The sequence below is a fragment of the Kribbella sp. NPDC004138 genome (assembly GCF_053603655.1).
This window is the reverse complement of sequence record NZ_JBSGFZ010000009.1, coordinates 76,023-99,580: the sequence shown is the minus strand read 5'-3', so window position 1 is coordinate 99,580 and position 23,558 is coordinate 76,023. Positions and strand designations below refer to the sequence as shown.

Sequence of the window (23,558 nt, the reverse complement as noted above, 5' to 3'; positions counted from 1 at the left end):
CGTCCAGCGCTTCCCTTGAGTGCGCCGACAAACCCATGTCGAGCGGTAGCTGACCTGGCGTCTTCGCATGTCCGGGGATCGACGCCCACCGAATCTTCTGGCAAGAATGTCGGATCCGGAACGTAGTGTGCGTTGAACAGGTGAAAGGCGGTTGTTCACGCGGATCCGTCGTACTCGGCTTGGGAGGTGTTGTGAAGCTGCTGCTCACATCCGGTGGTGTGACGAACGACAGCATCCGTGATGCGTTGGTCGAGCTGCTGGGCAAGCCGATCTCCGAGTCTCGCGCGCTCTGCATCCCGACGGCGCAGTGGGGTCATCCGATGCTCGGGCCTGTCTCGGTGCGAAGGTCCGTCGTCGGTGAGCCTCCGTTTCACAGGCTGACCAGCTTGGGGTGGGCGTCCTTGGGCGTTCTGGAGCTCACGGCGTTGCCCAGCATTGGCGAGGAGCGGTGGGTGCCGTGGGTTCGGGAGGCTGATGTGCTGCTGGTGGACGGTGGCGACGCGACGTACCTGTGTCACTGGATGCGCGAGTCGGGGCTGGCGGACGTCGTCTCGTCGCTGCCCGAGACGGTCTGGGTGGGGCTCAGTGCCGGCAGCATGGTGATGACCCCGCGGATCGGCGACGACTTTGTCAGCTGGCCGTCCGCGCCCGACGACCGCACGCTCGGGGTCGTCGACTTCTCCATCTACCCGCACCTGGACCACGAGCAGATGCCGGGCAACACCATGGCCGATGCGGAGAGATGGGCCGCCGCCATCGCAGGTCCGGCGTACGCGATCGACGACGAGACCGCGATCACGGTGGCGGATGGCACCGTCGAGGTCGTCTCCGAAGGACACTGGAAGGCCTTCCCCGCCTAGCCGAAGGAGGCGACCGACGATGCAAGGTTTCGCGTGGAACGCGGTGTGCATCGACTGCGCGCCGGACGAGTACGACGCCGAGGTCGCCTTCTACCGCGACCTGCTCGGCGCGGAGGTGGCTGAGCGCGAGCCGCGTTGGGCTGCCTTGCAGGACCCCAGGAGCGGAATGTGGCTCAACATCCAGGCCAACGACTGGTACGTGCCTCCGGTGTGGCCGGAGGAGGTCCCGGCGCAGACGAAGATGATGCACTTCGAGATCCGGGTGGACGACGTGCAGGCCGCGGTCACGCGGGCACTCGTGAGGCCCGTCAGCAGCCGGCGGACCGAGACCCGAGCAGGCTAAGAGTGATGCTGGATCCCGCGGGGCACCCGTTCTGCCTCTGGAGCTGACCCTGGCGAGTGGCCGACGGGACTGTCGCTAGCATCGGCGGCATGGCGACGCGGCTTGTGCAGATCAATATGAAGGCTCGGGACGACTCAGCGCTCGGCGGTTTCTGGGCGGAGGTGCTCGGCTGGGAACTTTCGAGTGAGGGACCCGGCGTGACCAACCTCGAACCCAAGGACTTCGTCTACCCCGACCCCGACCCCGTCGCCGTCTGTATCGATCTGGTCGCCTCCGCGGAACCCAAGACGGTGAAGAACCGCGTGCACGTCGACCTCGCCACCACCTCGGCGGCCCATCAGGCGGAGCTGGTGGCGCGCCTGAAGGATCTCGGCGCGACACTCGCCGACGTGGGCCAGGGCGACGTCTCTTGGACAGTTATGGCCGACCCGGAGGGCAACGAGTTCTGCGTGCTGGACTGGCACGACCCGGTCCAGGACACCGGACCGATCGCCACGGTCGTGGTCGACTGCGCGGATCCGCGCGCCATGGCCGACTTCTGGGGCGAGGCCATGGACTGGACCGTGCACAAGGTGACCGACCACAACGCAGTACTGCGTTCCGCCCGGGGCGTCGGTCCCTACCTGCAGTTCCTCCGCACGCCTGACGAGAAGACCGTCTGGAACAGGGTCCACCTCGACATCCGCCCGTACCCAGGCGACGACGTCGAGGCAGAGGCCGCCAGACTGCAGTCCCTCGGAGCGACACCTATCGATCTGAGCGGCACCAATGTCACCTGGACGGTCATGGCCGACCCGGAAGGCAACGAGTTCTGCCTCCTCGCCCCACGCTGACTGCAACCTGGCGGGTCAGTCCCGGCGGCCTTTCAGGCGGCGGTTGACGACGCGTTCGACTTCGCGGGTCGCCTCGCGTTCGGCGAGGGTCTGGCGTTTGTCCCAGGTCTTCTTGCCGCGCGCGAGGGCGATCTCGACCTTCGCACGGCCGTCCTTGAAGTACAGGGTCACCGGGACGATCGTCAGCCCGCTCTCGTTGACCTTGCGCTCGATCTTGTCGATCTGCGCCCGGTGCAGCAGCAGCTTCCGCTTGCGCCGCGAGCCTTCGTTGAACCAGCGGGCCTGCGAGTACTGCGGAATGTGCACGCCGTACAGCCAGATCTCCCGGTCCTCGACGGCCGCGAACCCGCCGACCAGCGACGCCCGCCCGGCGCGGAGCGCCTTCACCTCGAGGCCCTGCAGCACGATCCCCGCCTCCCAGGACTCGCCCAACTGGTAGTCGTGGGCAGCCTTGCGGTTGCGCGCGACGACGGGCTCAGCCTCTGGCTTCTTCACAGTCCGATTCTGCCTGGCGGCCGGCCAGCGCCGCGATCCCGGCCAGGTACTTCCGTGGGATCTCGGCGCGGGTGCGGAGCTCGATCGGGTCGGCGTACGGGATCAGGCGCAGCCAGGAGACGAGGCGGTGCACACCGACCAGCGCCTCGGCGGCGTCGAGGTCGCGGCGCAGTACCCGCGGATCCGCGTCGAGACGGTCGCACCAGACGTCGACGTACGCGTCGAGGAGGGCGTCGCGGTGCTCGCGGGACAACGGCGCCCGCGTCCAGTCGGCCACCGCGTCGAGGAAGCCGTGCAGGGTGACGAACGGATGCGCCCAGATGGTGTTGCCGAAGTCGAAGAACCGCGGCCGGAGTACGCCGGTGGAACGGTCGGCGAAGATGTTCGCCGGGTAGACGTCGTTGAACTCCAGGTCGAGCGGAACAGTGCCGCTGAGCGACGCGGTCCGCCGATCCAGTACGTCGGCGGCTCGGTCGACGCGGGCCACCACGGCCGGATCGGCGTACAGCGGATGCCCGGGCGGCAGGTCCGCCCACTCCCGGGCCACCGCGCGGACCCGATCGCCGGCCGCGGCCGGGGCGAGCTCGATCATGCCGGGGTACTCGGCCGGATCGAGGCGGCCGAGCAGGGAGCACTGCAGGCGGGCCAGTGCGCGTACGACGGTGCAGCGCGTCGGCTGATCCGCGACGTCCGGGTGCCAGAGCGTCGTACCGTGATCGTCGGTGAGCATCCAGCCGCGTTTGCGGTCCAGCGCGATCGGCAGGATCACGTCGTACGGCGCGAACTGTGCCAGCGTCGCGACCAGGCCTGGCTCGAATCGGTGGCCCGGGTTGTTCTCCTTGAACCACACCAGGCCCTCGACTGTCGTGTAGCAGCGGACCACCGACCAGAAGCGAGCCCGGTAGGTGACGGGCTCGCCGCTGATCCGGCGGCCGTGCTCGGCGAGGCGGTCGCCTACCCATGCGTCTGCGGTCTGCGTCCACTCCGGTGACGTCCAGCGAGCGACCCACTGACCCTGGGCGTCCGGGCCGAGTGGTCTCGCGGGCGGCGGGTAGTGGGGCATTCAGCGGGTGGCGGTCAGCAGGTAGGTGGCCGGGATGCGATCGGCGGTGTCGCCGAGGGCCGGGTACATGTCGCCCTCGGAGAACTCCTGGAACGAGCGGAGCGTCAGCCCGGCGGTCAGGACGGCGCCGATGACGTTGCCGATGCTCCAGACGAAACTCTTGTGGGGGAGATCCGGGACTCCCAGCGTCCGGGTGATCTCGGGCGCCTTGAGCGGATCGGCGTAGCCGGCGCGATCGGGGACGAAGTAGTCGCCGGAGACGCTCAGGCGGTCCTCGTCGGCGACCGTCAGCACCTCCCACAACGGGTGGTGCTCACTGATGACCAGCGAACCGCCGGGGTTGAGTCGTTGCGCGACCAGGTGGGCCCAGGCATTGATGTCCGGCGCCCAGCACAGACCGCCCCAGGAGATGAAGATCAGGTCGAACCCGTTGAGGTCCTTGGACAGAGCCATCATGTCTTGCTCTCGGAAGTCCACGGCCAAGCCCAGGGCGTCGGCCTTCGCTCTGCCCGTGGCCAAGTGGCTCGGCGCGAGGTCGACGGCGGTGACCTCGGCTCCGAGCTGCGCGAACGTCAGCGCCTCGTCGCCCACCGAGCAGGCCAGTTGCAGCACCCGTCGTCCGTTGACGTCACCGATTGCCGTGCGCTCGTGCTCGTTGAACACGCCGGCTCCGGAGCGAAGCGAATCCACCGATACGCCCTTGCGCGCCGGCGCCAACGCTTCCCAGTACTGTTGGTTGTCGCGTACGACGTTTTCCGCGGACTCGTCCGGCGTCGTTTTTGGATCGGTGTGCCACTCGACGTAGTCCGGCTCCGGATCGACCGGGAAACGTACGGCGTCGATCGTCGTACGGCCGCTCATCCAGGCCTTCGAGACCCGGTGCCCGCCGTCCATCAACCGCCCGTCCGCCGACAGGATCACCGGATAACTGAGATCGGCCTTCTGAATCAGATCGGCATGCCGCGCAACCATCCGGCAGGTGACCGCCCGGCCCCCGAACCAGCAATCCTCGTCGAACGCCTTGATCGCCTCGATCGGCACAGCCTCCACCGGAAGCCCCTCCGCCAACTCCCACAACCGCTCAGTGAAGTAAAAAGCCCGCCCACCAGCCACAGCCCGCGAATGCCGCTCAACCATCCCGCCATCATCCCCCGGCCACCGTGCACCCGCCCGCCCTTTTTCTACGTGCGGCTATACCGCGGTCCTCGGGGCGTCGCCGGTCAGTCCCGCTCACGGGACGTCGAGTGAGCTGAGCGCCGTACGGCTGAAGGCTCCACGCCAACTGTGGGTGCGGGCCCGGCCGACTCGGATCGCTGTCGTGCCAACAGTTTCTCGGCTCTGACCGCCAGCAGAGGCAGCTTGCGTTGGCTCGCCATAGCACGTGCTTCCTCGAGGACCGCCTCGTCGCGGGTGATGACGTCGACGTCTTCCGTACGGCGCGGGTCGTCGCTCGAGGTGACGGCGATGGCGGCACCGCCGACGACGAAGACCGATGCGGAGATCTCGCGCTTCTTAAGTCGCTTGTCGAGTTCCGCAAGAAGATCGACGATCTCGCCGGCTCTGAATTCATTGCGGGCGTCGCTCATGCGGTCACCAGGTCGCGTGCGGGGACGAAGATGTTGACCTGGGCCAGGTAGTCCGGAGTTTGCTCGATGATCTCGTCGCGCTCGAGGAACGGATGCTCGGGGACCCACGGATCCGGCAGGGCTTCGACGTCGGTCCAGGCGGGCGGATCTTCGCCTGCCGCCTTGAACTCCTGGGCAGTCAGTACGGCGAGCAACGTGTCGAAACCCGCATGACCGGTCGTGTCCGGCGCGGCCTCCCAGGCGGCTTCGGAGCCATCGTGGCGGTCGAGCAGCAAACGCAGATGGTCGCGTCCCTGCAGCAACATCCGCCACGCCCAATCGGTATCGCTCGCCTCGCGGATCGCGGTTGCCGTGGCAGGGGCCGTCATGATCCTGTGATCCCGCGCCTCGTGAAGCGCGTGCGCGATCCGTCCGGCGCGCAGGAAGAACTGCGCCGTCGGTTTCGTCCTGCCGGAGCGGTACGTCGAGAATCGCGAAGCGGAGGTGCCGAGGGCAGCTGCGAAGGCAGCCTGGGACAGCCCGCTCTCGGCGAGAGCGTGGTTCAGCTGATCGACGACCGCTTGACTGTCCTTGTCCATCCGGCACTCCCTGCCCTTATCTAATCAGATAATACTCTGGTGGCGGCGCTGCACCAAAGAAACAGGCCCTCCACGAGCGTCAGGTCAGTTTGGTTTTGCAGGGGTGCTGAGCGGAGACAGTCGGCGAGTTCGTGGCCGAGGCGGGTTTCGGCGTTGTCGATGTGGCGGCGGCCTTCGGTGGCCATGACGAGTTTGGCGAGGTCGCCTAGGTCGCCGACGAAGGGGTGCGGCCCGCGGCCTCGGTGTGGCGGTCGTAGAGCTGGTTGATGATGGCGACGGCTCGGGCTTGCAGGGCTGCGAGATCCATGCGTGTAGACCCTGGCCTTGTACGGTGGCGGCGTGCGCGGACGACGTACGGCGGGGCTTGTGGCGACTCTTGCCGTGGTCGGCTGCTCGGTTCAGCCGCATGTGGAGATCTCTACGGGGACTGGTGAGAGCGCGGAATTCGCGAAGCATGTGAAGTACTACGACATTCACCTGCCGGCAGGTGCTACCGGGCTTGAATGGGTGGAGCTTCGCGACTGGGACGTGAATGAGATCTATCTGCGCTTCGCCACCGACCGGGTCGGACTGGCCGGCTTCCTTGGCACCTACCGGCTCACGCCGGGCGCGCTGACGGACACGACCCGGTCGGAGGCCCTGCCGAAGGAGTCCGGCTGGGACGACGAGTTGCCCGCGCGGTTCGCCGAGTGGCAGCCGAGCAGCTGGCCGGCGCGAGCGAGTGACCAGGTCGACGACACCGACTCCAACGGCCTGCCTTTGTACGTCGACCTCCTGGTCGACAACCCCACTGCCGCCCGCCCCACCGTCTTCGTCCGCATCATGCAAACCTGAGCAACGATCGAGTGGCAAACCAGGTGACCGGCGGAAGCGGCACGTTCTAGGGTGGGCGTATGGCGTCGGTCAAGAAGTTTCAGGTCACCTTTGACTGTGCGGAGCCTGAGCGGGTTGGTCGGTTTTGGTGTGAGGTGTTGGGGTATGTCGCACCGCCGACGCCGGAGGGGTTCGCGTCCTGGGAGGAGTACGACCGGTCGCTGCCGGCCGAGCAGCAAGGGGCGTGGTTCGCGTGTGCCGATCCGACCGGGGAAGGGCCGCGGTTGTTCTTCCAGCGGGTTCCTGAGGGCAAGGTCGTGAAGAACCGCGTGCACCTCGACGTCCGCGTCGGCACCGGTCTCGTCGGTGCGGAGCGCCTCGCTGTGCTCGAGGCCGAGTGCCAGCGGCTCGAGGCGTTGGGGGCCGTCCGCGGGCAACTGCTGCTGGCCGACGAGGAAAACGAGTCCTGCCAGAACATGCAAGATGTCGAAGGCAACGAGTTCTGCCTCGACTGATCCCCTGCGAGCGTGGAAGCTGAAGAGGTCCTGACCGGCGGGAACGTCGCCGACCGGGTCGTGAAGATCGGCGCGACGGTGCGGAAGCCGGTGCTCGACCACACGGCTGGGGTCGAGGCTGTGCTCGACCATCTGGCGGCGAAGCGCTTCGAGGGCGCGCCGCGGACGTTCGGGCGCGACGAGCAGGAGCGCCACGTCCTCGAGTACATCCCAGGTGCGCTCGCGGACACGCTGCCGCCGTTCACGCTGGACGAGCTGCGTCGCGCCGGACGGCTGATCCGTGAGCTGCACGACGCCATGGACGACTTCGAACCGCCGCCGGACGCCGCCTGGCACCCGGCGGTACCGGACCCGGCCGGCGGCGAGCTGATCTGCCACGGCGACCTCGCCCCGTGGAACCTGGTCTGCAACGACGACCGCTGGGTCTTCATCGACTGGGACAACGCCGGGCCGGCGACCCGGTTGTGGGACCTCGGGTACGCCGCGCAGTCGCTCGTACCGTTGTGGCCGGGAGGCGACGTGACGGTGGACGCCCCGCGATTGCGGGCGTTCGTGGACGCATACGGGCTCGACCAAGAGCAGCGCCGGGCGTTCCCCGCGCAGATCGCGGCCCGTACGCGCGGATCGTACGAACTGCTGGTCCGCGGCCACGAGACCGGTGAACAACCGTGGGCCCAGCTTTACGCGGACGGCCACGCCGACTTCTGGGGCCCGGCCGCCGATTACGTCGCGAGGCACCACGACGCCTGGATCGACGCGCTGCTTTCCGGCCCCGCGTAACACTCCCCGGGCGGCGCCCGATCTAGCGGGTAGGGGGTGGGGGGAATGACAGTGCTGCGGACGTTGCTGGCTGTGTGCTTCGTTCTCGCCGGGCTCGGAGGCATCGTCTCCGCGGTCCGCCAGGGCGAACTGTTCGACCTCGTCGTAGCGGTGGCCCTGTTCGCGACCGCGATCGCGCTGTGGCCGCGCAAGCATCAGAGCCAGGTCTAGCTTGCTGAGGGCAACAGGTCAGCTGAGAGGTGACGGCCAGTCGGTCTCGGGCAGCAGAGCGCGGAGCGACGTTGTACGCCGGCGTCGTGTGAGACTGCGGTGGTGGGTGAGTTGTACGTCGAGCTCAACGGGGTCCGGCAGTGGGTGCGGGTGGTGGGCGACCTGCGTGGGCGGACGCCGGTTGTCGTGGTGCACGGTGGGCCCGGCGGATTCGTCTACGACTTCGAGCGGCTGACGGGGCCTGGGCTCGAGCAGCTCGGGCCGGTTGTGTACTACGAGCAGCGCGGCTCCGGGCGGAGCGACGGCGACGGGCGGTACGCCGTACCGCTGCTCGTCGACGACCTGGAACAGTTGCGGCGGCATCTCGGCCTGCCGCGGATCGTGCTGCTCGGCATCTCGTTCGGCGGGGATCTCGCGGCCGAGTACACCGTCGCCTATCCGGATCGCGTCGCCGGCCTGATCCTTCAAGGCACCGCGCTGGCCGGGCCGCTCACGCCGTCGACGTGGGGATCCGGCTTCGAAGCCGTTGCCGTCGACGACGAGATGCGGGCCGCGATCCGCGCCGCGGTTGCTGAGTCGGGGCCAGGCGCGGTCTGGGATGTCGTCGACCGGGAGACCGTCAACCGCTTCCTGTTCCGTCGGCCTGCGGCGGCGCGGCGGGTCCGTGAGCTGTGGGAGGAGAGCGGGCTCGTCAACACCGGCGAGATGGCGGCCGCGCTCGCCGCTGAGCCGCCGCGGCGGGTGCCGCTCGTCGACGAGCTCGCCGCGCTGGAAGTGAGAGTGCTGGTGCTCGTCGGCTTCTGGGATCGCAACGCGGGCGTGGATGCGTGCCGTGATCTGGCCACCCGGCTACCGCAGGCTCAGCTCCGCGTCTTCGGCGAGAGTGCCCATTTCCCGAATGTCGAGGAGCCTGACCGCTACCTTGCCGAGATCGCGGCGTTCACGGCAGGCTGACGGCCTATTCCTCGCCGGAGAAGCGTTCCCAGGCTGACTGGCGGCTGATGCCGAGGGCTTCGCCGATGCGGGCCCAGGTGACGGATCGGGAGCGCAGGGTCTGTACGCGTTCCTGTACGGCGGCCTCGACCTGCCCGCGGGACTTGTCGAGCCGCGCGATGTCCGCAAGCAACTCTTCGTCGCTCTTGCCGTCCGGCGATGGGAGCGACGATTGCTCGTCGATCACCTGCACGCACAGGTCGACGCACTCGTTGCAGATGAACACGCCTGGCCCGGCGATCAGCCGCTGCACCTCGTCGGCGACCTTCCCGCAGAACGAGCATCGCAGCACGTTGTCCGGCATACCGCCCTCCACTCTGTCAGGGTTGCCCTGACACACGTGTCAGGCTAGCCCTGACAAGCTGCTACGGTCAACCGGGTCGGAGGAAGGGGTGACGAACCCGTCGACCGTCGACCCCACCATGTACGAGGCCAACCTGCGGGCGGCGGCGTGGTTCCGGTTGTCTGCCGCGCACCGCATGGAGCCGCTCCCGGGCTACCTGGCGATCCTCGCGGCCCACAACGTCCCGTGCGAACGCTACGAGTCACCCGCGCCAGGCCGGGTGCTCTACGAGGACGAACACCAGGTCGTCGTCGTCCCGCACGAACCCGAAGACCTCACCCACATCACCACCATGCTCTGGCTCCGCCCGAAGCCCGATTGAGCCTGGTGTACCCGCCGGGGTGAGGTGAAGTGGGGCGGTGGATCACTTACCGTGATCCTCATGGCGTTTGCGGCGAAGGGGAGCAAGGGGGAGTCGTTCCTTGCGGTGGTGGTCGGTGGTGGGACGGCGTTCGGGCTGGTGGTGGTGACGTCGCGGGCGTGGAAGGCGTGTCAGGTGGACGTCACCGGGAGCGTGCCGAACGGGCTGACGCTGCTCTTCCTCGGTGTGCCGATCGCGTTGATCGTCAATCTGGTGCTGTTCACCGTCGTCTTCCGGTACGCCGGGAAGGCGTTCCTGTTCTCGCTGATCGCCGCCGCCATCGCGATCGCGATCGCCGACCTCGCCCTGTTCTCGTGGCAAGGCACCCCGGCCGCCTCACCCGGTACCTGCCCGGGCAACGTCCCGCCCTGGTGGCCGGAATGGATCCCCACCTGACGGATCACCCGGCCAACCGCGACAGTGCGGCCGCGCGTTCGGGATCGCCGATGTGGGCGGCTGTCGGGAACAGGCGGGCCCAGGAGCCTGCGCGGGTCAGCTGGCTGAGCCGGCGGGCGAGCTCGGCGGCGCGGCGCAGGTCGGGCAGCGAGTGACCGTCCGTCCACCGCTCGAGATAAGCGTCCTCCAACCGAGCGACGACCTCCGAGCCGTGGTCGTCGGCCGCACGATCGAGCGCGACCAGCAAACTGCAGAACGGGTGCCCCACATTCGCGTCACCCCAGTCGAAGAACGTGTACCGCCCCGCCCCGGCAACCAGAATCTGACCGTCGTGCAGATCCGCATGATCCAGCGAATCCGGTACGCCGAGACCCGCAAGCTCCTCGCACCACGCGACCAGCCGCGGCCGGAACCGCCGCAACCGTTCCCGCTCCGCCGCATCCAGCGCCCCGTTCCCGGCGACGGCCTCGTCGAAGATCGACGGCAGCAGCGATACCCGAGCATCAGGCACGCCGAGTCCCAGCAACTCCTCCACCCGCGGTGCGAGGGCCCGCTGCAACTCGGCGTACTGCGTCAACGCCTCCTCCCACTCGCGCGGCCCGATCTCCAGGCTGCGGAGCAGTGGCCCGCCGGACGGCAGCAGCGACCAGCCGCGGGCGGCGTCGACCGCGTACGGCGTGAGCACGTGGGACGGCACCCACCGGGACAGCGCCTCGCCGAGCCCCGCCTCGAACGCGCTCCCGGGCGACGCGGCCTTGAACCAGACCGGCTCCTCCGCCTCGACCCGGACGAGCACCGACCACGGCCGGACCCGGACCCGCCGCGGACCGGTCTCGCGAACGCCGGCCTCGTCGAGTCGCGCGTCCAGCCAGCCGAGCGCGGCTGCCCGCCACGCCGGGTCCTCCCAGGGGGTCACTGCGTCCGGATACGCGCCGCGGTCGATCTGCATGCGGGGACCATAATCGAGGGATGACGCGCTGGCCGGACTCGCCGTACCGAGTGGGGATCTCAGGCTGGCGCTACGCACCCTGGCGGAAGGTCTACTACCCCGACGGGCTGCCCCAGCGCGCCGAGCTCGAGTACGCGTCCTCCCGCTTGAACTCGATCGAGCTCAACGGCTCCTTCTACGCCCTCCAGCGCCCCTCCTCGTACCAGCGCTGGTACGACGAGACGCCCGACGGGTTCGTGTTCTCGGTCAAGGGGCCGCGCTTCGTCACGCATCTGAAACGCCTGGCCGACGTGGACGCGCCGCTGGCGAACTTCTTCGCGTCCGGTGTGCTTGCGCTCGGCAACAAACTCGGGCCGGTGCTGTGGCAGCTGCCGCCCAACTTCCAGTACGACGCGGAGCGCTGCGCCGCGTTCTTCGAGCAGCTGCCGCGCAGCACCGTCGAGGCGGTCGAGGTCGCCAAACGCCATGACGAACGGATGGAAGGCCGTGCGCTGTTGGAGGCTGCTGTCGACCAGCCGATCCGGTACGCGTTCGAAGTACGGCACGACAGCTTCAAGACCAAGGAGTTCGTCGACCTCTGCCGGGAGCACGACGTCGCGGTCGTCTGTGCCGACACCGCGGGCAAGTGGCCGATGTTCGGCGACGTCACCGCGGATTTCGCCTACGTCCGGCTGCACGGCGCCGAGGAGCTCTACGTCAGCGGATACGACGACAAGTCCCTCGGTCGCTGGGCGCGGAAGATCCGTTCCTGGAAGTGCGACACTTACGTGTACTTCGACAACGACGTCAAGGTGCACGCGCCGTACGACGCGGAGCGCCTGGCCGGAAAGCTCGGAATCACTTCGGCCGACACCGAAGCATGAAGGCCTTAGCGTCGGCGCTATGACACAGAACCCCGGAGAACTCGTCGATCAGGCCGTCGGGCGATGCCTCCAACTCGTCGTGACCTGGCCGGCCTGGGACGGCGAACCGCGCACGTCCGACGACGGCCGCACGTTCACGCCGCACAAGGCGGTACGCCGGATCGCCGATCACCTGGTCGATCACCTGGCGGAGGTCGAGGCGCTGCTGGCCGGCGTACCGACACAGCCCGACGAGTGGCACGCGAGTGCGCTCACGTCCGCCGCGGACCTCGCGCCGTTCACCGTGGAGGACGTACGCGAGGCCGAGCAGCGATTGCAGCGGCTCGGGCGGACGTTCGCACTGCGATACGCCGCTCTCGACCCGGCCGAGTGGGACAAGGACCGCAGCCCCAACTGGACGCTCCGCGAGATCGCCGAACACCTCACCGAGCTCGACTGGTACGCCGCCCAGGTCGGCGATCTGAGTCGATAGCGCGGACGCCCGTCACTCACCAACCACGCCGCACCGCCGCGCGGCACGCTCATCGGCGGTCTGCCGCCGTCGATTCGCGGCGGTTGGTGGGTGGCTGAGGTCCGCCTTCAGAACAGCCGCGCCCCCACCGGCTCCTCTACGTCGAGCAGGAACTGCTTGCGCTTCAGCCCGCCCGCATAGCCGGTGAGCGACCCGTCCTTCCCGATCACCCGGTGGCACGGCACCACGATCGAGAGCGGGTTCTGCCCGACCGCCTTGCCGACCGCCTGCGCCGACTCCCCGAGCCGCGCCGCGATCTCGCCGTACGTCGTGGTCTCGCCGTACGGGATCTCCTCGAGCACCGACCACACGCGCCGCTGGAACACCTCGCCCTCCAACCGGGTCGGCAGGTCGAAGGACCGGCGCGCGCCGGTGAAGTACTCCTCCAACTGCTCGACGACGACCGCGATGAGCGGGTCGGACGCCTCGACCCGCTCACCCAGCGTCTCCGCCGACGGCTTCACCCAGTGATGCGGAAAGTAGACGCCGACCAGCACGTCACCCGCAGCGACCACCGTGAGTTCACCGATCCGGGTACTGACAACCGCATGCCTGTTCATGCGGATGGAACGCGTCAGCCCCCGGACCTGTGAGGGCTAGGAGCGGATCCTCTCCCGCGTGCGGCGGCGGAAGTCGCGGCCGATCGTGGCGAACTCGTCAGTGGCCAGCTCGACGACCGCGACCGACGGCGTGCTGTCCGCGGCGCCCTGCGTCAGCCACCGGCCGCGCGGGTCGGCGATCCCGGACGTCAGGCCGGTACCCGGGCTGGCCGTCGCCGCGAGGCTGATCCAGGACGTGTTGTTCGCGGCGGCTCCGCGCACCTGCACGCCGATGTGATCGTTCGGGCCGGAGTTGTTCGCGTACGACACGAGGACGACGTCGGCGCCGAGGCTGTCGTACTCGGTGAAGACCTCCGGGAACAGCACGTCCAGCCCGAGCGCGAGCCCGAAGCGGACACCGTCCACCTCGAACGTCACAGGCTCCTTGCCCGCGGAGTACATCCAGGTGACCTTCGTGGTGGACAGCATCCGCTCGTCGTACCGGGTGACCACCTTTCCCTGGTCGGACACGACGTACATGCTGTTGTGCGGCCGGGCGTCGGGGACCTGGTGGACGGACGGGATCACCGTCCAGATCCCGAGCTCGCGGGCGAGCGCGACGATCTGGTCGAGCTCCCCTTGCAGCGCGGCCCAGTCGGCCTTGGTCCAGTCGGACGGACCGACCTCGTCCGGGCCGAGCTCGGACATGATCACCTTGCTCGGGAAGCAGATCGCTCCCTCCGGGAAGTGCACCAGCCGCGCGCCTGACCTGGCGGCCTCCCGCATCAGTCGGCGGACCTCGTCGCCGCTCTCGCGCAGCAGCGCGGCATTGGTCGGGTCTTCACGAACCGTCGACTGCGTGACGGCGATCCGTAGGGCTTCCGGCATGTCTGGTTCTCCTTGAGGAGTCGGACGGAAGTGCCGGAGGGCAGCCGTGTAGGACTCGCCGGTCTTCGCGGCGCGGGCTCGAACCCGTTGTTTGAGATTCCTGTGCGCTGTCATCTGGCCTTCCACGCACTCGCACGCGATCCCCCAGCGATCCCGTCGAGGCGGATGACCAGGACGAGCGGCCCGAGACAGGGAGTCCCTTTGCCTTCTCACGGTGACCGAGCTGGGGCCGGTCGACGAAGGTGAGGCGCGGACCGCGCCGGACCCACATCCTTCCCGACCCCGGCGGCCGGAGTCAATCAGGCCCGCCGGGCGGCATAAAGTCGGACCCGGGCGCGGTTGTCTTCCGGAGTACGCGCAGACGACGTTGGGAGCAGAGGGTGAGCATTCGGGTCGGGTACAAGGCTTCGGCGGAGCAGTTCGGGCCGCGGGATCTGGTGGAGTACTCCGTGCGGGCCGAGGAACTCGGGCTCGACAGTGTGACCGTTTCGGACCACTTCCTGCCGTGGCGGCACGAGGGCGGCCACGCGCCGTTCGCGCTTGCCTGGCTGGCGGCGGTCGGTGAGCGGACCAACCGGGTGCTGCTCGGTACGTCGGTGCTGACGCCGACGTTCCGCTACAACCCGGCGGTCATCGCGCAGGCGTTCGCCACCCTGGGCGTGCTGTACCCGGGCCGGGTCATGCTCGGCGTCGGCAGCGGCGAGGCACTCAACGAGATCGCGGTCTCGGGTATGGAGTGGCCCGAGTTCAAGGAGCGGTTCGCCCGGCTCCGGGAGTCCGTGCAGCTGATCCGCGACCTGTGGACGAAGGACGGCGTCAGCTCCGACGGGCCGTACTACAAGACCGTCGACGCGTTCATCTACGACCGCCCCGAGACCCCGCTGAAGGTGTACGTCGCCGCAGGCGGGCCCCTGGTCGCGCGGTACGCCGGGCGCGCCGGTGACGGGTTCATCGCGACGTCCGGCAAGGGCATGGACCTGTACACCGAGCAGCTGATGCCCGCCGTCCGCGAAGGCGCCGAGAAGGCCGGGAAGAAGTTCGAGGACGTCGATCGGATGCTCGAGGTGAAGATCTCCTACGACCGCGACCCGGCCCAGGCGCTGGAGAACACCCGGTTCTGGGCGCCGCTGTCGCTGACCGCCGAGCAGAAGCACAGCGTGACGAGCGCGACCGAGATGGAGCGGCTGGCCGACGAGCTGCCGATCGCGCAGGTCGCCAAGCGGTGGATCGTGGCGTCGGACCCGGAGGAGGCGGTGAAGCAGCTCCAGCCGTACGCCGACGCGGGCTTCAACCACTTCGTCGTCCACGGTCCGGGCAACGACCAGGAGCGTTTCCTCACCCAGTTCACCGAGGATGTCCTTCCGCTGCTGCGCAAACTGGGCTGACAATCGCTGGGTGGGTGACTACGAGATCGTCCAGGACAACGACCCGCGGTGCGCCGAGCTGGAAGCAGCCGGCTACCGCGTGGTCGCCGAGTCCTGGGCGGTGCGGCTGTTCGACCCGGATCGTGAGCTGCTGGAGTCCGCCGTACTCCGGGCCACGGCCGGCGGACTCACGATCCGCGAGCTCGGCGCCGAGTCCGCGCGGGAGCTGCACGCGCTGGAGAAGTCCAACGAGCCGGACTACCCGTACACGCCCGCGACGCACCGCGTGGTCGGAGAGCTGGCCGAAACCCGCGCGCTCTGGCCGGAGCACCGGGTGTTCGGCGCCTTCGACGGCAACCGGCTGGTCGGCGCGACGGTCATCCGCGCGAAGGACGGCTTCGGGGACACCCGGTTCACGTCGGTCCTGTCCACGCACCGCCGCCGCGGCGTCGCGCAGGCCGTGAAAGCCGCCTCGATCCTCGCCCTCCTCGACATCGGCATCACCCGCTTCAGCACCGGCGGAGCCGCCGCCAACCAGGCCAGCCTCCAAGCCAACCAGTCCCTCGGCTACAAACTCACCGAACACTGGCGCACCTACGCCCCCTGAGGGCCCCGGCCGGGGAGTGGGCGGAATAGCATCTCGGGATGCCTCTGCTTGTGGGATCGGTGTTGTCTCGGGGGACTTTGCGGGATGTGGCGCAGCCGCGGTTGGCGGTGGGGGACGGGTTGTTGTTGCGGCCTTGGCAGGGGAGGGATGCCGACGTCGTACGAACGGCGTTCGGGTGTCCTGACATTCAGCGGTGGCATGTTCGGCGCCTGGACACGCTCGAGGAGGCTGGGGAGTGGGTCGGGCAGTGGGCTGATCACTGGGACGCGGAGACGGCGGCGAGTTGGGCGGTCGTCGGTCACGACGATGAGCCGCTCGGCCAGATCGGGCTGCGGGAGGTCTCGCTGACGCAAGGCTCGGCGGCACTGTCCTACTGGGTGACACCGGCCGCCCGTGGGCGCGGCGTCGCGGCCGCAGCGGTGGACTCGCTGTCCACTTGGGCCTTCGGCCAGGCCGGGTTCAACCGGCTGAACATCCACCACTCCACCGCGAACACCGCGTCCTGCAGGGTCGCGACAAACGCCGGCTACCAGCTCGAAGGCACCCTGCGGCAGGCGATCATGCACGCGGACGGCTGGCACGACTGGCACGTGCACGGCCGGCTGCGCACCGACAGCCGCTAGCTCGAGGTGCGTACTGTCGGGGAATCCGGACACCTCAGCAGTACCTGCGTGGTGAGTTGGTGGTCGAGGCAGGGCGTCAGTGGAGGTCTTCGGACAGGGACTTGGCGGCTTGGGTAAGGAGCGGGATGGCGCGTTCCACCAGCGGCTCGGTCATGCGTCCCGCGGGGCCGGAGATGGAGATGGCCAGCGGGGAGGGCGCGTCGGGCACCGCCACCGCCACGCACCGTACGCCGACCTCCTGCTCGCCCTCGTCCATCGCGTAGCCGTCGCCGGCGGCCTGGTGGAGTTGGGCGGTGAACGCGTCGGGGCTGGTGATGGTGTTGTCGGTGTGTTTCGCCATGCCGGTGCGGTGCAGGAGCTCGCGGACCTCGGCGTCGGGGTACTGCGCGAGGATCGCCTTGCCGACCGCGGTGCAGTGCGGGAGGACGCGGCGGCCGACCTCGGTGAACATCCGCATCGAGTGCCGCGACGGGACCTGCGCCAGGTACACGATCTGGTCGCCGTCGAGCATCGCCATGTTCGCGGACTCGCCGAGCTCGTCGACGAGCCGCGCGAGATGCGGCCGGGCGAACACACTGAGCATGTGCGACGAACTCTCCCCGAGCCGGATCAGCTTCGGGCCGAGCACGTACTGCCGCGACGGTTCCTGACGCAGGTAGCCGAGGTCGACCAGGGTGCGCACCAGCCGGTGGATCGTCGGCAGCGGCAGCCCGGAGGCTGTGGCCAGCTGCGACAGGCCCATCATCCCGCCCGCGTCGGCCATCGTCTCGAGCAGCCCGAAGGCGCGCTCGATCGACTGCACGCTGCCGGTCCGGCCCTTGCCGTTCGTCTCCGCCATGACACCCACCTTTCCGGATCACGGAAGTTTAGCGCCAGATCCCGGAAGGTCGAATGCTTGCGTCTTCCGCAAAGTAGATATTAGTCTCCACAATACGGAAAAGGAGGCTGCAGTGGACGACCTGATGGCCGAGCTCGACCGACGCCTGGCGGCTGCCGACGCCGCGCTGGCCGCCGACTACCGCGGTGACCGCGGGGTCCGGCAGCCGATCCACACCGTGTACGTCCCGGCCGACCGGTACGACGCACGCACAGTGGATGACTGGGGTGCGCAGGCCCGTGCGGCTCTCGACGAGTACGCCGGCTCGGCCGCCGACCTCGCGAAGATCGTCGCGGCCGACCTGACCGACGACGTGTACGACCGAGTCCGCGCCAAGCTCGAGCGGGAGCCGATCGAGGATCTCCGCATCGACTTCGAGGACGGCTACGGCAACCGGGCGGACGACGAGGAGGACGCCGCGGCGATCGCCGCCGCCGAAGCCCTCGCGGCCGGCCCGCGGACGCCGTACCACGGTCTGCGGATCAAGTCGTTGGAGGCGCCAACGAGACGACGCGGAGTCCGCACCCTCGACCTGTTCCTCGAGCACCTCGGGGCGGTCGACGACGGCTTCGTCATCACGCTTCCGAAGGTGACCTCGGTCGAGCAGGTCGAGGCGATGGTGCTCGTCCTCGAGACACTCGAGCAGAAGTACGGCATACGGCGGCTGAGTTTCGAGATCCAGGTCGAGACCCCGCAGGCGATCCTCGGCGCGGACGGTACCGCGCTGATCGCCCGGATGGTCAAGGCCGGCGGCGAGCGCGTCACCGGGCTGCACTACGGCACGTACGACTACTCCGCCTCGCTCGGCGTCGCGGCGGCGTACCAGAGCATGGAGCACCCGGTCGCCGACCACGCGAAGGACGTGATGCAGCTGGCCGCTGCCGGTACCGGCGTCTTCGTGTCCGACGGCTCGACCAACGTCCTGCCGGTCGGCGACGCGATCCACGACGCGTGGCGGCTGCATTTCCGGCTGGTACGGCGTTCGCTCGCGCGCGGCATCTACCAGGGCTGGGACATGCATCCCGCCCAGCTCCCGACCCGCTTCGCGGCGACGTACCTCTTCTACCGGGAGGGGTACGACGAGGCCGCGCAGCGCCTGCGGGCGTACCTGGGTGACGGCGAGTCGGGTTACCTCGACGAGCCGGCAACGGCCGTCGCCCTGGCCGGTTTCGTGCTGCGCGGCATCGAGTGCGGCGCGATCGAGACGACCGAGTTCGACACCGTGGTCCTGGCTCGACTCGCCCGCCGGGCGGTGTCCGAGGGCTAGCCTCGCACCATGCGACTGGTTGCGGAGTTCACCACGGAACCGTTCGACGTGGACGGGTCGCCGCCCGCGCACGCCACCGAGGCGCTGCGCGCGGCGGAGGAGGCCGGGCTCGACTGTGAGTTCGGCCCGCTCGGTACGCAGGTCAGCGGCGAGCAGCACCTGTTGCTGCCCGCACTCCCGAAAGTGCTCGAGGCGGCGTTCGCCGGCGGCGCGAGCCAGGTGACCTTACAGGTACGGCGCGATGCCTAAGCAGCATCCCCTGGTCGAGGCGATCACGCCGCTGGTGGAGCGGCTGAACGCCGAGCTGATCGCACCGGCGGACGCCCTTGACGACGACATCCCGCTGAAGTGGGACGGGGAGGCGGTGGTCGCCGTCCGGCTGCCGAAACCCGCCGACGGCGGCCCCGCGGCCGCCGTGGCCGGAACAAACGCTGGCGGTGTGCAGGGCCTGCTGGCAGAGGTTGCTGACGAGTTGGGCGGTCCGCTGCGCGACCTGTCCCGGCATGACAAACAGCAGGCCGTTCTGCTGCTGGAGGCGCGCGGCGCGTTCGAGTACCGCAAGTCGGCCGAGATCGTCGCCGAGGCGCTCGGCGTCACCCGCTTCACCGTCTACAACTACCTGAACCGCGCCCGCTGATTTTCAACAAACTGTTGACGACAGGCGGAGCGGGTGTCACGCTCTCGTCATACGGAAAGTCGATTTCGGGATTCGAGAAGGTGTGATCCGTGGACCTGGAGGAGTTCAACTCCACTGCGGCCGACCGGCTCCGGCCGGCACTGGCGGCCTGCTGCGACGTGCCCCGCTGGGTCGACGCGATCCTGGCCAAGCGGCCGTACGGCGATCGCGCGGCGCTGACCGCGGTCGCCGACCAGTTGCTCCGCGAGCTCGACGACAACGAGGTCGATCGCGCGCTCCAGGCGCACCCGCGGATCGGTGACCGCCCGCAGGGCGCGGGTACCGAGGCCAACTGGTCGCGGAACGAGCAGTCCGGCGTCGGCGCGGACCCGGCGGTCCGGCAGGAAATTGCCGAGGGCAACCGTCAGTACGAGGAGCGGTTCGGTCGGGTGTTCCTGATCTGTGCGACCGGGCTGTCCGCGGCGCAGATGCTGGACAGCCTGCGGACCCGTCTCACGCACGACGACGCGACCGAGGCAACCGTCGTCCACGAGGAACTGCGCAAGATCGCGCTGCTCCGGTTGAGCAAGGTGGTGGAGACATGAGTTCGCTCAGCACGCACGTCCTCGACACCGCGCTGGGGCGACCGGCGCAGAGCGTCGAGGTCCGGCTCTACCGGGGCGACGTCCTCGAGGCCAGCGGTACGACGGACGCCGACGGACGGATCGCCGAGCTGCAACCGAAGCTCGAGGCGGGCACGTACCGGCTCTGGTTCGACGTCGCGGCGTACGCGAAGGCCACCGGCCAGGACATCTTCTTTCCCGAGGTCTCCGTGACCTTCACGGTCGCCGACGAGCGGCACTACCACGTCCCGTTGCTGCTCAGCCCGTTCGCGTTTTCCACCTACCGAGGGAGCTGACCTCCGATGGCCATCCACCTGGGCGCCAACCAGTACGGCAAAGCCGAGAACCGCGTCGTCCGCGTCTACCGCGACACGCCCCGGCACGAGATCCGCGACCTGAACGTGTCGACGTCGCTCCGCGGCAGCTTCGAGGCGGCGCACACGACCGGCGACCAGGCCGACGTACTGCCGACCGACACGCAGAAGAACACCGCGTTCGCCTTCGCCAAGGAGAAGGGGATCGGGGCGATCGAGGACTACGCGCTGACGCTCGGCGCACACTTCCTGGACGCGTCGCCGGCCGCGGAGGGCGCCCGGATCGAGGTCGAGGAGTACGCCTGGGAGCGCATCGACGACCACGACCACGCGTTCGTCCGGGCCGGCACCGGCGTCCGGAACACCGTCGTCAACGTCGAGGGCCGGGGTGCGCAGCGCAAGGCGTACGTCGTCTCGGGGATCAGCGATCTCGTCGTGCTGAAGTCGACCGGGTCGGAGTTCCACGGGTTCCTGAAGGACAGGTACACGACCCTGCAGGAAACCGACGACCGGATCCTGGCGACGTCGCTGGTCGCGCGCTGGCGCTACGACGCTAGTCCAACCGGGGATGGCTCGGTCGACTGGGACAAGTCGTACGACGGCATCAAGAGGCTGCTGCTCGAGCGGTTCGCGAACATCCACAGCCTGGCCCTGCAGCAGACGCTCTACGGCATGGGCTCCGCAGTGCTGGAGGCGCATCCGGAAGTTGCCGAGATCAAGTTCTCGGCGCCGAACAAGCACCACTTCCTGGTCGACCTGTCGCCGTTCGGGGTGGAGAACCCTGGTGAGGTCTTCATCGCCGCGGACCGCCCGTACGGCCTGATCGAGGCGACCGTGACACGCGACGACGCCAGTGACGCCGGGTCCGCCTGGCACGCGACGCCGGGATTCTGTTGAGCAGGACCGTGATCGAGGGCGCCTACGTGGCGACCCTCGATCCGGCCCGGCGCGAGTTCGTCGGCCACGTGGTTGCCGAGGGCAATCGCCTGGTCGCGGTCGGGCCGGGGCCCGCGCCGTCGTACGACGATGCTCGCGTCGTGGACGGGCGGGGCTGCCTGGTCACGCCGGGGTTCGTGAACACGCATCAGCACCTGTACCAGTGGGTGACGCGCGGGCTCGCCGCGGACGCGACGCTCTTCGAGTGGCTGACGACGCTGTACCCAGTCTGGGCCCGGATCTCCGAGGAGACCGTGTACGTCGCGGCGCGGGCGGCACTTGCCCAGCTCGCGCGGACCGGCTGCACGACCGTGGCCGATCACCACTACGTGTTCCCGCGTGACGGCGGGGACCTGCTCGCGGCCGAGATCGCCGCCGCGGGTGAGATCGGTCTGCGGTTCCACCCCGCGCGCGGCTCGATGGACCGCGGTCAGAAGGACGGCGGGTTGCCGCCGGATTCCGTGGTCGAGAACCGCGACGAGATCCTCGCCGCGACCGAAGCCGCGATCGACCGCTGGCACGACCCGTCACCGGACTCGATGCTGCAGATCGTGGTCGCGCCGTGCTCGCCGTTCAGCGTGAGCGGTGAACTGATGCGCGAGTCGGCCGAGCTGGCGCGGCGTCGCGGCGTACGGATGCACACGCACCTCGCCGAGACCACCGACGAGTCTTCGTGGTGCCAGGAGACGTACGGGTGTACGCCCCTGGAGTACGCCGACCAGCTCGGGTGGACCGGTCCGGACGTGTGGTTCGCGCACGGCATCCACTTCGACGACGCGGAGATCAAGCACCTCGGCGGCACCGGTACGGGCATCGCCCACTGCCCCAGCTCCAACGCCCGCCTCGGCGCCGGCATCGCCCGCGCCGCAGACCTCCGCGCCGCCGGATCGCCCGTCGGCCTCGGCGTGGACGGCGCCGCCAGCAACGAATCCGGCAGCTTGGTGGAGGAGCTGCGCCATGCTCTCCTCTTCGCCCGAGCCCGCGGCGACCCACAAGCCCTCACCGTCCGCGCCGCACTGGAGATGGCGACTCTGGACGGCGCCCGCATCCTCGGCCGCTCCGCCGACCTCGGCTCCCTCGAACCCGGCAAACTAGCCGACCTCGCCGTCTGGGACCTCACCACCCTCCCGCACGCCGGCATCCCCGACCCCGTCGCCGCTCTGGCCCTCTCCACACCCCCGCCGCTCACCCTCCTCCTCGCCAACGGCCGCCCTGTCGTCGAGCACGACACCCTCCAAACCGCCGACTCGGACGCCCTGGCCGCAGCCACGGCCGGGGCGCAGGGGCGGCTGCTGGGCTGAGTGGACAAGCGACGGGGTCGGGGAACAAGAAATAGCCTGTCTCGCGACCCCGGGGCTTATCCACAGATGCGCGATCGGACGTCCGGGCGCGATACGAGACGTGCACCTTCTTGGGTATGAACAGACGACTGGAAGTGATCGCGGCCGAGCGGGGCGGGTGGTTCACGCGCCCGGACGCGGTCGCCGCGGGGTACAGCGACAGCGAGTTGCGGCAGCGGGTGCGTAGCGGGCAGTGGCTCCGACTGAGCTTCAACTCGTACGTCGACCCGCGCGGCTGGCCGGCCGACGAGCCGCCGTGGGAGCGCGCGATCCGGCTGCACCTGCTGAACGTGCGGATGGCGAGCGCGCGGCTCGGTGACGTCGTCGTGAGCCATCAGTCCGCGGCCGTGCTCCACGGTCTGCCTGTCTGGGGGACCGATCTGACGAGGGCGCACTTCACTCGCGTCGCGTCAGGCCGCGCCCGGAGCGGTCGAGGGATCCGGATACACCGCGGAACGCCTGCTGTTGACGAGCTCGTGGAGGTCGGCGGTCTGCGGCTCACGAGCGTCGATCGGGCGATCGTGGAGACCGCTTGTACGACTTCGTACGAAGTCGGCGTGGTCCTCGCGGACGCCGCGCTCCGAATGCGGCTCACCACCCCGGAGCGGCTGGCCGGCGTCGTACGACGGCATCGGCGCCGGCACGGCTCTCCGGCCGCGACGGCCGCCGCGCAGTTCGCGAACGCCTTGAGCGAGTCGGTCGGGGAATCGCGCCTGCGCGTGCTGCTGGCGAACCACGGTCTGCCGGCACCGCAGCTGCAGGTGGAGATCCGGGATGCCTTCGGCCGGCTGATCGGGCGGGTCGACTTCCTGCTCGCGGGCGTGCTCGTCATCGAGTTCGACGGCGCGCTGAAGTACGGCAACACCGCGGACGCCGTACTCGCGGAGAAGTGGCGCGAGGACCGCCTCCGCGAACACGGGTACGGCGTGTTCCGCGTCGGCTGGGCCGACCTCGACCACCCGCGCGACACGGCCGCCCGGATCTGGGACGCGCTGAAGAGACACACGGCGGGGTCTGGGAACAAGCAATTGCTTGTTCCCTGACCCGAGCAGTGTCGTCCGACGCCTCCGGG

33 protein-coding genes are annotated in these 23,558 nt (G+C 69.1%); 23 read left to right on the top strand and 10 right to left on the bottom strand.

What is annotated here, in order from left to right; translation table 11 throughout:
• Positions 1-191: 191 nt before the first annotated feature.
• From ACWEOO_RS14805 to ACWEOO_RS14795, 3 genes are all read left to right on the top strand, one after another.
• On the top strand, positions 192-860 hold the full coding sequence (locus ACWEOO_RS14805; protein ID WP_452143408.1) for a Type 1 glutamine amidotransferase-like domain-containing protein: 669 nt from the start codon (positions 192-194) through the stop codon (positions 858-860).
• 19 nt (positions 861-879) lie between these two features.
• Entirely contained in the window at positions 880-1,203 is a 324-nt protein-coding gene (locus ACWEOO_RS14800; protein ID WP_452143407.1) for a VOC family protein, read from the top strand.
• A gap of 89 nt (positions 1,204-1,292) precedes the next feature.
• The gene (locus tag ACWEOO_RS14795; RefSeq protein WP_452143406.1) at positions 1,293-2,036 is read left to right on the top strand and encodes a VOC family protein; all 744 of its coding nucleotides are present in this window, start codon (positions 1,293-1,295) and stop codon (positions 2,034-2,036) included.
• Positions 2,037-2,051: 15 nt separating this feature from the next.
• Here ACWEOO_RS14795 and smpB read toward each other — a convergent pair whose 3' ends face one another.
• The 5 genes from smpB to ACWEOO_RS14770 form a co-directional block, all read right to left on the bottom strand.
• The gene (gene smpB / locus ACWEOO_RS14790; RefSeq protein ID WP_452143405.1) at positions 2,052-2,531 is read right to left on the bottom strand and encodes an SsrA-binding protein SmpB; all 480 of its coding nucleotides are present in this window, start codon (positions 2,529-2,531) and stop codon (positions 2,052-2,054) included.
• Positions 2,512-3,594 carry a hypothetical protein gene (locus ACWEOO_RS14785; protein WP_452143404.1) on the bottom strand — a complete coding sequence of 361 codons (1,083 nt, stop codon included), beginning with the start codon at positions 3,592-3,594 and terminating at the stop codon, positions 2,512-2,514. The genes smpB and ACWEOO_RS14785 overlap by 20 nt, the downstream gene beginning before the upstream one ends.
• Positions 3,595-4,731, bottom strand: a complete 1,137-nt coding sequence (locus ACWEOO_RS14780) for a class I SAM-dependent methyltransferase (RefSeq protein ID WP_452143403.1) — start codon at positions 4,729-4,731, stop codon at positions 3,595-3,597.
• An 83-nt stretch (positions 4,732-4,814) separates the two neighbouring features.
• The gene (locus tag ACWEOO_RS14775) at positions 4,815-5,180 is read right to left on the bottom strand and encodes a hypothetical protein (protein ID WP_452143402.1); all 366 of its coding nucleotides are present in this window, start codon (positions 5,178-5,180) and stop codon (positions 4,815-4,817) included.
• Positions 5,177-5,758, bottom strand: a complete 582-nt coding sequence (locus ACWEOO_RS14770; protein ID WP_452143401.1) for a helix-turn-helix domain-containing protein — start codon at positions 5,756-5,758, stop codon at positions 5,177-5,179. The genes ACWEOO_RS14775 and ACWEOO_RS14770 overlap by 4 nt, the downstream gene beginning before the upstream one ends.
• 339 nt (positions 5,759-6,097) lie before the next feature.
• Here ACWEOO_RS14770 and ACWEOO_RS14765 point away from each other — a divergent pair, with 339 nt between their 5' ends.
• The 5 genes from ACWEOO_RS14765 to ACWEOO_RS14745 all read left to right on the top strand — a co-directional run bounded on the left by ACWEOO_RS14765 (position 6,098) and on the right by ACWEOO_RS14745 (position 9,030).
• The gene (locus tag ACWEOO_RS14765) at positions 6,098-6,592 is read left to right on the top strand and encodes a hypothetical protein (protein WP_452143400.1); all 495 of its coding nucleotides are present in this window, start codon (positions 6,098-6,100) and stop codon (positions 6,590-6,592) included.
• 59 nt (positions 6,593-6,651) lie between these two features.
• Positions 6,652-7,086: a VOC family protein gene (locus tag ACWEOO_RS14760; protein ID WP_452143399.1), complete on the top strand. Its 435-nt coding sequence runs from the start codon at positions 6,652-6,654 to the stop codon at positions 7,084-7,086.
• A gap of 12 nt (positions 7,087-7,098) precedes the next feature.
• The gene (locus tag ACWEOO_RS14755) at positions 7,099-7,866 is read left to right on the top strand and encodes a phosphotransferase enzyme family protein (RefSeq protein ID WP_452143398.1); all 768 of its coding nucleotides are present in this window, start codon (positions 7,099-7,101) and stop codon (positions 7,864-7,866) included.
• Positions 7,867-7,911: 45 nt separating this feature from the next.
• Positions 7,912-8,076 carry a hypothetical protein gene (locus ACWEOO_RS14750; protein ID WP_452143397.1) on the top strand — a complete coding sequence of 55 codons (165 nt, stop codon included), beginning with the start codon at positions 7,912-7,914 and terminating at the stop codon, positions 8,074-8,076.
• Positions 8,077-8,178: 102 nt separating this feature from the next.
• The gene (locus ACWEOO_RS14745) at positions 8,179-9,030 is read left to right on the top strand and encodes an alpha/beta fold hydrolase (RefSeq protein WP_452143396.1); all 852 of its coding nucleotides are present in this window, start codon (positions 8,179-8,181) and stop codon (positions 9,028-9,030) included.
• A gap of 4 nt (positions 9,031-9,034) precedes the next feature.
• On the opposite strand, the gene ACWEOO_RS14740 is transcribed toward ACWEOO_RS14745, so the two are convergent.
• Positions 9,035-9,373: a ClpX C4-type zinc finger protein gene (locus ACWEOO_RS14740; RefSeq protein WP_363707174.1), complete on the bottom strand. Its 339-nt coding sequence runs from the start codon at positions 9,371-9,373 to the stop codon at positions 9,035-9,037.
• An 88-nt stretch (positions 9,374-9,461) separates the two neighbouring features.
• Here ACWEOO_RS14740 and ACWEOO_RS14735 point away from each other — a divergent pair, with 88 nt between their 5' ends.
• The gene (locus tag ACWEOO_RS14735; RefSeq protein ID WP_452143395.1) at positions 9,462-9,734 is read left to right on the top strand and encodes a hypothetical protein; all 273 of its coding nucleotides are present in this window, start codon (positions 9,462-9,464) and stop codon (positions 9,732-9,734) included.
• Positions 9,735-9,794: 60 nt separating this feature from the next.
• Complete coding sequence (locus ACWEOO_RS14730) at positions 9,795-10,169, top strand: hypothetical protein (RefSeq protein ID WP_359940232.1); 375 nt, start codon at positions 9,795-9,797, stop codon at positions 10,167-10,169.
• A 4-nt stretch (positions 10,170-10,173) separates the two neighbouring features.
• Here ACWEOO_RS14730 and ACWEOO_RS14725 read toward each other — a convergent pair whose 3' ends face one another.
• Positions 10,174-11,118 (bottom strand): phosphotransferase, encoded by a 945-nt coding sequence (locus tag ACWEOO_RS14725; RefSeq protein ID WP_452143394.1) that lies wholly within the window; start codon positions 11,116-11,118, stop codon positions 10,174-10,176.
• Between the two features lie 20 nt (positions 11,119-11,138).
• Here ACWEOO_RS14725 and ACWEOO_RS14720 point away from each other — a divergent pair, with 20 nt between their 5' ends.
• Positions 11,139-11,981, top strand: a complete 843-nt coding sequence (locus ACWEOO_RS14720) for a DUF72 domain-containing protein (protein WP_452143393.1) — start codon at positions 11,139-11,141, stop codon at positions 11,979-11,981.
• A 19-nt stretch (positions 11,982-12,000) separates the two neighbouring features.
• Positions 12,001-12,453 carry a hypothetical protein gene (locus ACWEOO_RS14715; protein WP_452143392.1) on the top strand — a complete coding sequence of 151 codons (453 nt, stop codon included), beginning with the start codon at positions 12,001-12,003 and terminating at the stop codon, positions 12,451-12,453.
• 107 nt (positions 12,454-12,560) lie between these two features.
• Here ACWEOO_RS14715 and ACWEOO_RS14710 read toward each other — a convergent pair whose 3' ends face one another.
• Both ACWEOO_RS14710 and ACWEOO_RS14705 read right to left on the bottom strand, forming a co-directional pair.
• Positions 12,561-13,052, bottom strand: a complete 492-nt coding sequence (locus ACWEOO_RS14710) for a methylated-DNA--[protein]-cysteine S-methyltransferase (protein ID WP_452143391.1) — start codon at positions 13,050-13,052, stop codon at positions 12,561-12,563.
• Between the two features lie 36 nt (positions 13,053-13,088).
• Positions 13,089-13,919, bottom strand: a complete 831-nt coding sequence (locus ACWEOO_RS14705; protein WP_452143390.1) for a carbon-nitrogen hydrolase family protein — start codon at positions 13,917-13,919, stop codon at positions 13,089-13,091.
• Between the two features lie 380 nt (positions 13,920-14,299).
• Between ACWEOO_RS14705 and fgd the strand changes: the two genes are divergently transcribed.
• Genes fgd through ACWEOO_RS14690 form a run of 3 tightly spaced genes read left to right on the top strand, consistent with a single transcriptional unit; the run spans position 14,300 to position 16,513 of the window.
• The gene (gene fgd / locus ACWEOO_RS14700; RefSeq protein ID WP_452143389.1) at positions 14,300-15,304 is read left to right on the top strand and encodes a glucose-6-phosphate dehydrogenase (coenzyme-F420); all 1,005 of its coding nucleotides are present in this window, start codon (positions 14,300-14,302) and stop codon (positions 15,302-15,304) included.
• 10 nt (positions 15,305-15,314) lie between these two features.
• Entirely contained in the window at positions 15,315-15,890 is a 576-nt protein-coding gene (locus tag ACWEOO_RS14695) for a GNAT family N-acetyltransferase (protein WP_359940215.1), read from the top strand.
• A 38-nt stretch (positions 15,891-15,928) separates the two neighbouring features.
• The gene (locus ACWEOO_RS14690) at positions 15,929-16,513 is read left to right on the top strand and encodes a GNAT family N-acetyltransferase (protein ID WP_452143388.1); all 585 of its coding nucleotides are present in this window, start codon (positions 15,929-15,931) and stop codon (positions 16,511-16,513) included.
• Between the two features lie 76 nt (positions 16,514-16,589).
• Here ACWEOO_RS14690 and ACWEOO_RS14685 read toward each other — a convergent pair whose 3' ends face one another.
• Positions 16,590-17,351 (bottom strand): IclR family transcriptional regulator, encoded by a 762-nt coding sequence (locus tag ACWEOO_RS14685; RefSeq protein ID WP_452143387.1) that lies wholly within the window; start codon positions 17,349-17,351, stop codon positions 16,590-16,592.
• Positions 17,352-17,463: 112 nt separating this feature from the next.
• On the opposite strand from ACWEOO_RS14685, the gene ACWEOO_RS14680 reads away from it, so the two are divergent.
• From ACWEOO_RS14680 to ACWEOO_RS14645, 8 genes are all read left to right on the top strand, one after another.
• Entirely contained in the window at positions 17,464-18,657 is a 1,194-nt protein-coding gene (locus tag ACWEOO_RS14680; RefSeq protein WP_452143386.1) for a DUF6986 family protein, read from the top strand.
• A 9-nt stretch (positions 18,658-18,666) separates the two neighbouring features.
• Complete coding sequence (locus tag ACWEOO_RS14675; RefSeq protein WP_355475302.1) at positions 18,667-18,906, top strand: thiamine-binding protein; 240 nt, start codon at positions 18,667-18,669, stop codon at positions 18,904-18,906.
• Positions 18,899-19,294 (top strand): helix-turn-helix domain-containing protein, encoded by a 396-nt coding sequence (locus ACWEOO_RS14670; protein ID WP_452143385.1) that lies wholly within the window; start codon positions 18,899-18,901, stop codon positions 19,292-19,294. Before ACWEOO_RS14675 ends, ACWEOO_RS14670 begins: the two co-directional genes overlap by 8 nt.
• 89 nt (positions 19,295-19,383) lie before the next feature.
• A complete protein-coding gene (gene uraD, locus ACWEOO_RS14665; protein ID WP_452143384.1) occupies positions 19,384-19,878 on the top strand; it encodes a 2-oxo-4-hydroxy-4-carboxy-5-ureidoimidazoline decarboxylase in 495 nt (164 codons plus the stop codon).
• Positions 19,875-20,192 (top strand): hydroxyisourate hydrolase, encoded by a 318-nt coding sequence (gene uraH / locus ACWEOO_RS14660; RefSeq protein WP_452143383.1) that lies wholly within the window; start codon positions 19,875-19,877, stop codon positions 20,190-20,192. Before uraD ends, uraH begins: the two co-directional genes overlap by 4 nt.
• A gap of 6 nt (positions 20,193-20,198) precedes the next feature.
• A complete protein-coding gene (gene pucL / locus ACWEOO_RS14655) occupies positions 20,199-21,107 on the top strand; it encodes a factor-independent urate hydroxylase (protein WP_452143382.1) in 909 nt (302 codons plus the stop codon).
• On the top strand, positions 21,104-22,447 hold the full coding sequence (locus tag ACWEOO_RS14650) for an 8-oxoguanine deaminase (protein ID WP_452143381.1): 1,344 nt from the start codon (positions 21,104-21,106) through the stop codon (positions 22,445-22,447). The genes pucL and ACWEOO_RS14650 overlap by 4 nt, the downstream gene beginning before the upstream one ends.
• Before the next feature lie 116 nt (positions 22,448-22,563).
• Positions 22,564-23,529: a type IV toxin-antitoxin system AbiEi family antitoxin domain-containing protein gene (locus tag ACWEOO_RS14645; RefSeq protein ID WP_452143380.1), complete on the top strand. Its 966-nt coding sequence runs from the start codon at positions 22,564-22,566 to the stop codon at positions 23,527-23,529.
• The last annotated feature ends 29 nt before the right edge of the window (positions 23,530-23,558 follow it).

Bases quoted from the DNA above. Each gene is read 5' to 3' on its own strand.
- ACWEOO_RS14800 (WP_452143407.1), top strand. From the start codon at position 880: ATGCAAGGTTTCGCGTGGAACGCGGTGTGCATCGACTGCGCGCCGGAC.
- ACWEOO_RS14795 (WP_452143406.1), top strand. From the start codon at position 1,293: ATGGCGACGCGGCTTGTGCAGATCAATATGAAGGCTCGGGACGACTCA.
- ACWEOO_RS14785 (WP_452143404.1), bottom strand. From the start codon at position 3,594: ATGCCCCACTACCCGCCGCCCGCGAGACCACTCGGCCCGGACGCCCAG.
- ACWEOO_RS14780 (WP_452143403.1), bottom strand. From the start codon at position 4,731: ATGGTTGAGCGGCATTCGCGGGCTGTGGCTGGTGGGCGGGCTTTTTAC.
- ACWEOO_RS14775 (WP_452143402.1), bottom strand. From the start codon at position 5,180: ATGAGCGACGCCCGCAATGAATTCAGAGCCGGCGAGATCGTCGATCTT.
- ACWEOO_RS14770 (WP_452143401.1), bottom strand. From the start codon at position 5,758: ATGGACAAGGACAGTCAAGCGGTCGTCGATCAGCTGAACCACGCTCTC.
- ACWEOO_RS14760 (WP_452143399.1), top strand. From the start codon at position 6,652: ATGGCGTCGGTCAAGAAGTTTCAGGTCACCTTTGACTGTGCGGAGCCT.
- ACWEOO_RS14750 (WP_452143397.1), top strand. From the start codon at position 7,912: ATGACAGTGCTGCGGACGTTGCTGGCTGTGTGCTTCGTTCTCGCCGGG.
- ACWEOO_RS14740 (WP_363707174.1), bottom strand. From the start codon at position 9,373: ATGCCGGACAACGTGCTGCGATGCTCGTTCTGCGGGAAGGTCGCCGAC.
- ACWEOO_RS14730 (WP_359940232.1), top strand. From the start codon at position 9,795: ATGGCGTTTGCGGCGAAGGGGAGCAAGGGGGAGTCGTTCCTTGCGGTG.
- ACWEOO_RS14725 (WP_452143394.1), bottom strand. From the start codon at position 11,118: ATGCAGATCGACCGCGGCGCGTATCCGGACGCAGTGACCCCCTGGGAG.
- ACWEOO_RS14720 (WP_452143393.1), top strand. From the start codon at position 11,139: ATGACGCGCTGGCCGGACTCGCCGTACCGAGTGGGGATCTCAGGCTGG.
- ACWEOO_RS14715 (WP_452143392.1), top strand. From the start codon at position 12,001: ATGACACAGAACCCCGGAGAACTCGTCGATCAGGCCGTCGGGCGATGC.
- ACWEOO_RS14710 (WP_452143391.1), bottom strand. From the start codon at position 13,052: ATGAACAGGCATGCGGTTGTCAGTACCCGGATCGGTGAACTCACGGTG.
- ACWEOO_RS14705 (WP_452143390.1), bottom strand. From the start codon at position 13,919: ATGCCGGAAGCCCTACGGATCGCCGTCACGCAGTCGACGGTTCGTGAA.
- ACWEOO_RS14690 (WP_452143388.1), top strand. From the start codon at position 15,929: ATGCCTCTGCTTGTGGGATCGGTGTTGTCTCGGGGGACTTTGCGGGAT.
- ACWEOO_RS14685 (WP_452143387.1), bottom strand. From the start codon at position 17,351: ATGGCGGAGACGAACGGCAAGGGCCGGACCGGCAGCGTGCAGTCGATC.
- ACWEOO_RS14675 (WP_355475302.1), top strand. From the start codon at position 18,667: ATGCGACTGGTTGCGGAGTTCACCACGGAACCGTTCGACGTGGACGGG.
- ACWEOO_RS14670 (WP_452143385.1), top strand. From the start codon at position 18,899: ATGCCTAAGCAGCATCCCCTGGTCGAGGCGATCACGCCGCTGGTGGAG.
- uraH (WP_452143383.1), top strand. From the start codon at position 19,875: ATGAGTTCGCTCAGCACGCACGTCCTCGACACCGCGCTGGGGCGACCG.
- pucL (WP_452143382.1), top strand. From the start codon at position 20,199: ATGGCCATCCACCTGGGCGCCAACCAGTACGGCAAAGCCGAGAACCGC.
- ACWEOO_RS14645 (WP_452143380.1), top strand. From the start codon at position 22,564: ATGAACAGACGACTGGAAGTGATCGCGGCCGAGCGGGGCGGGTGGTTC.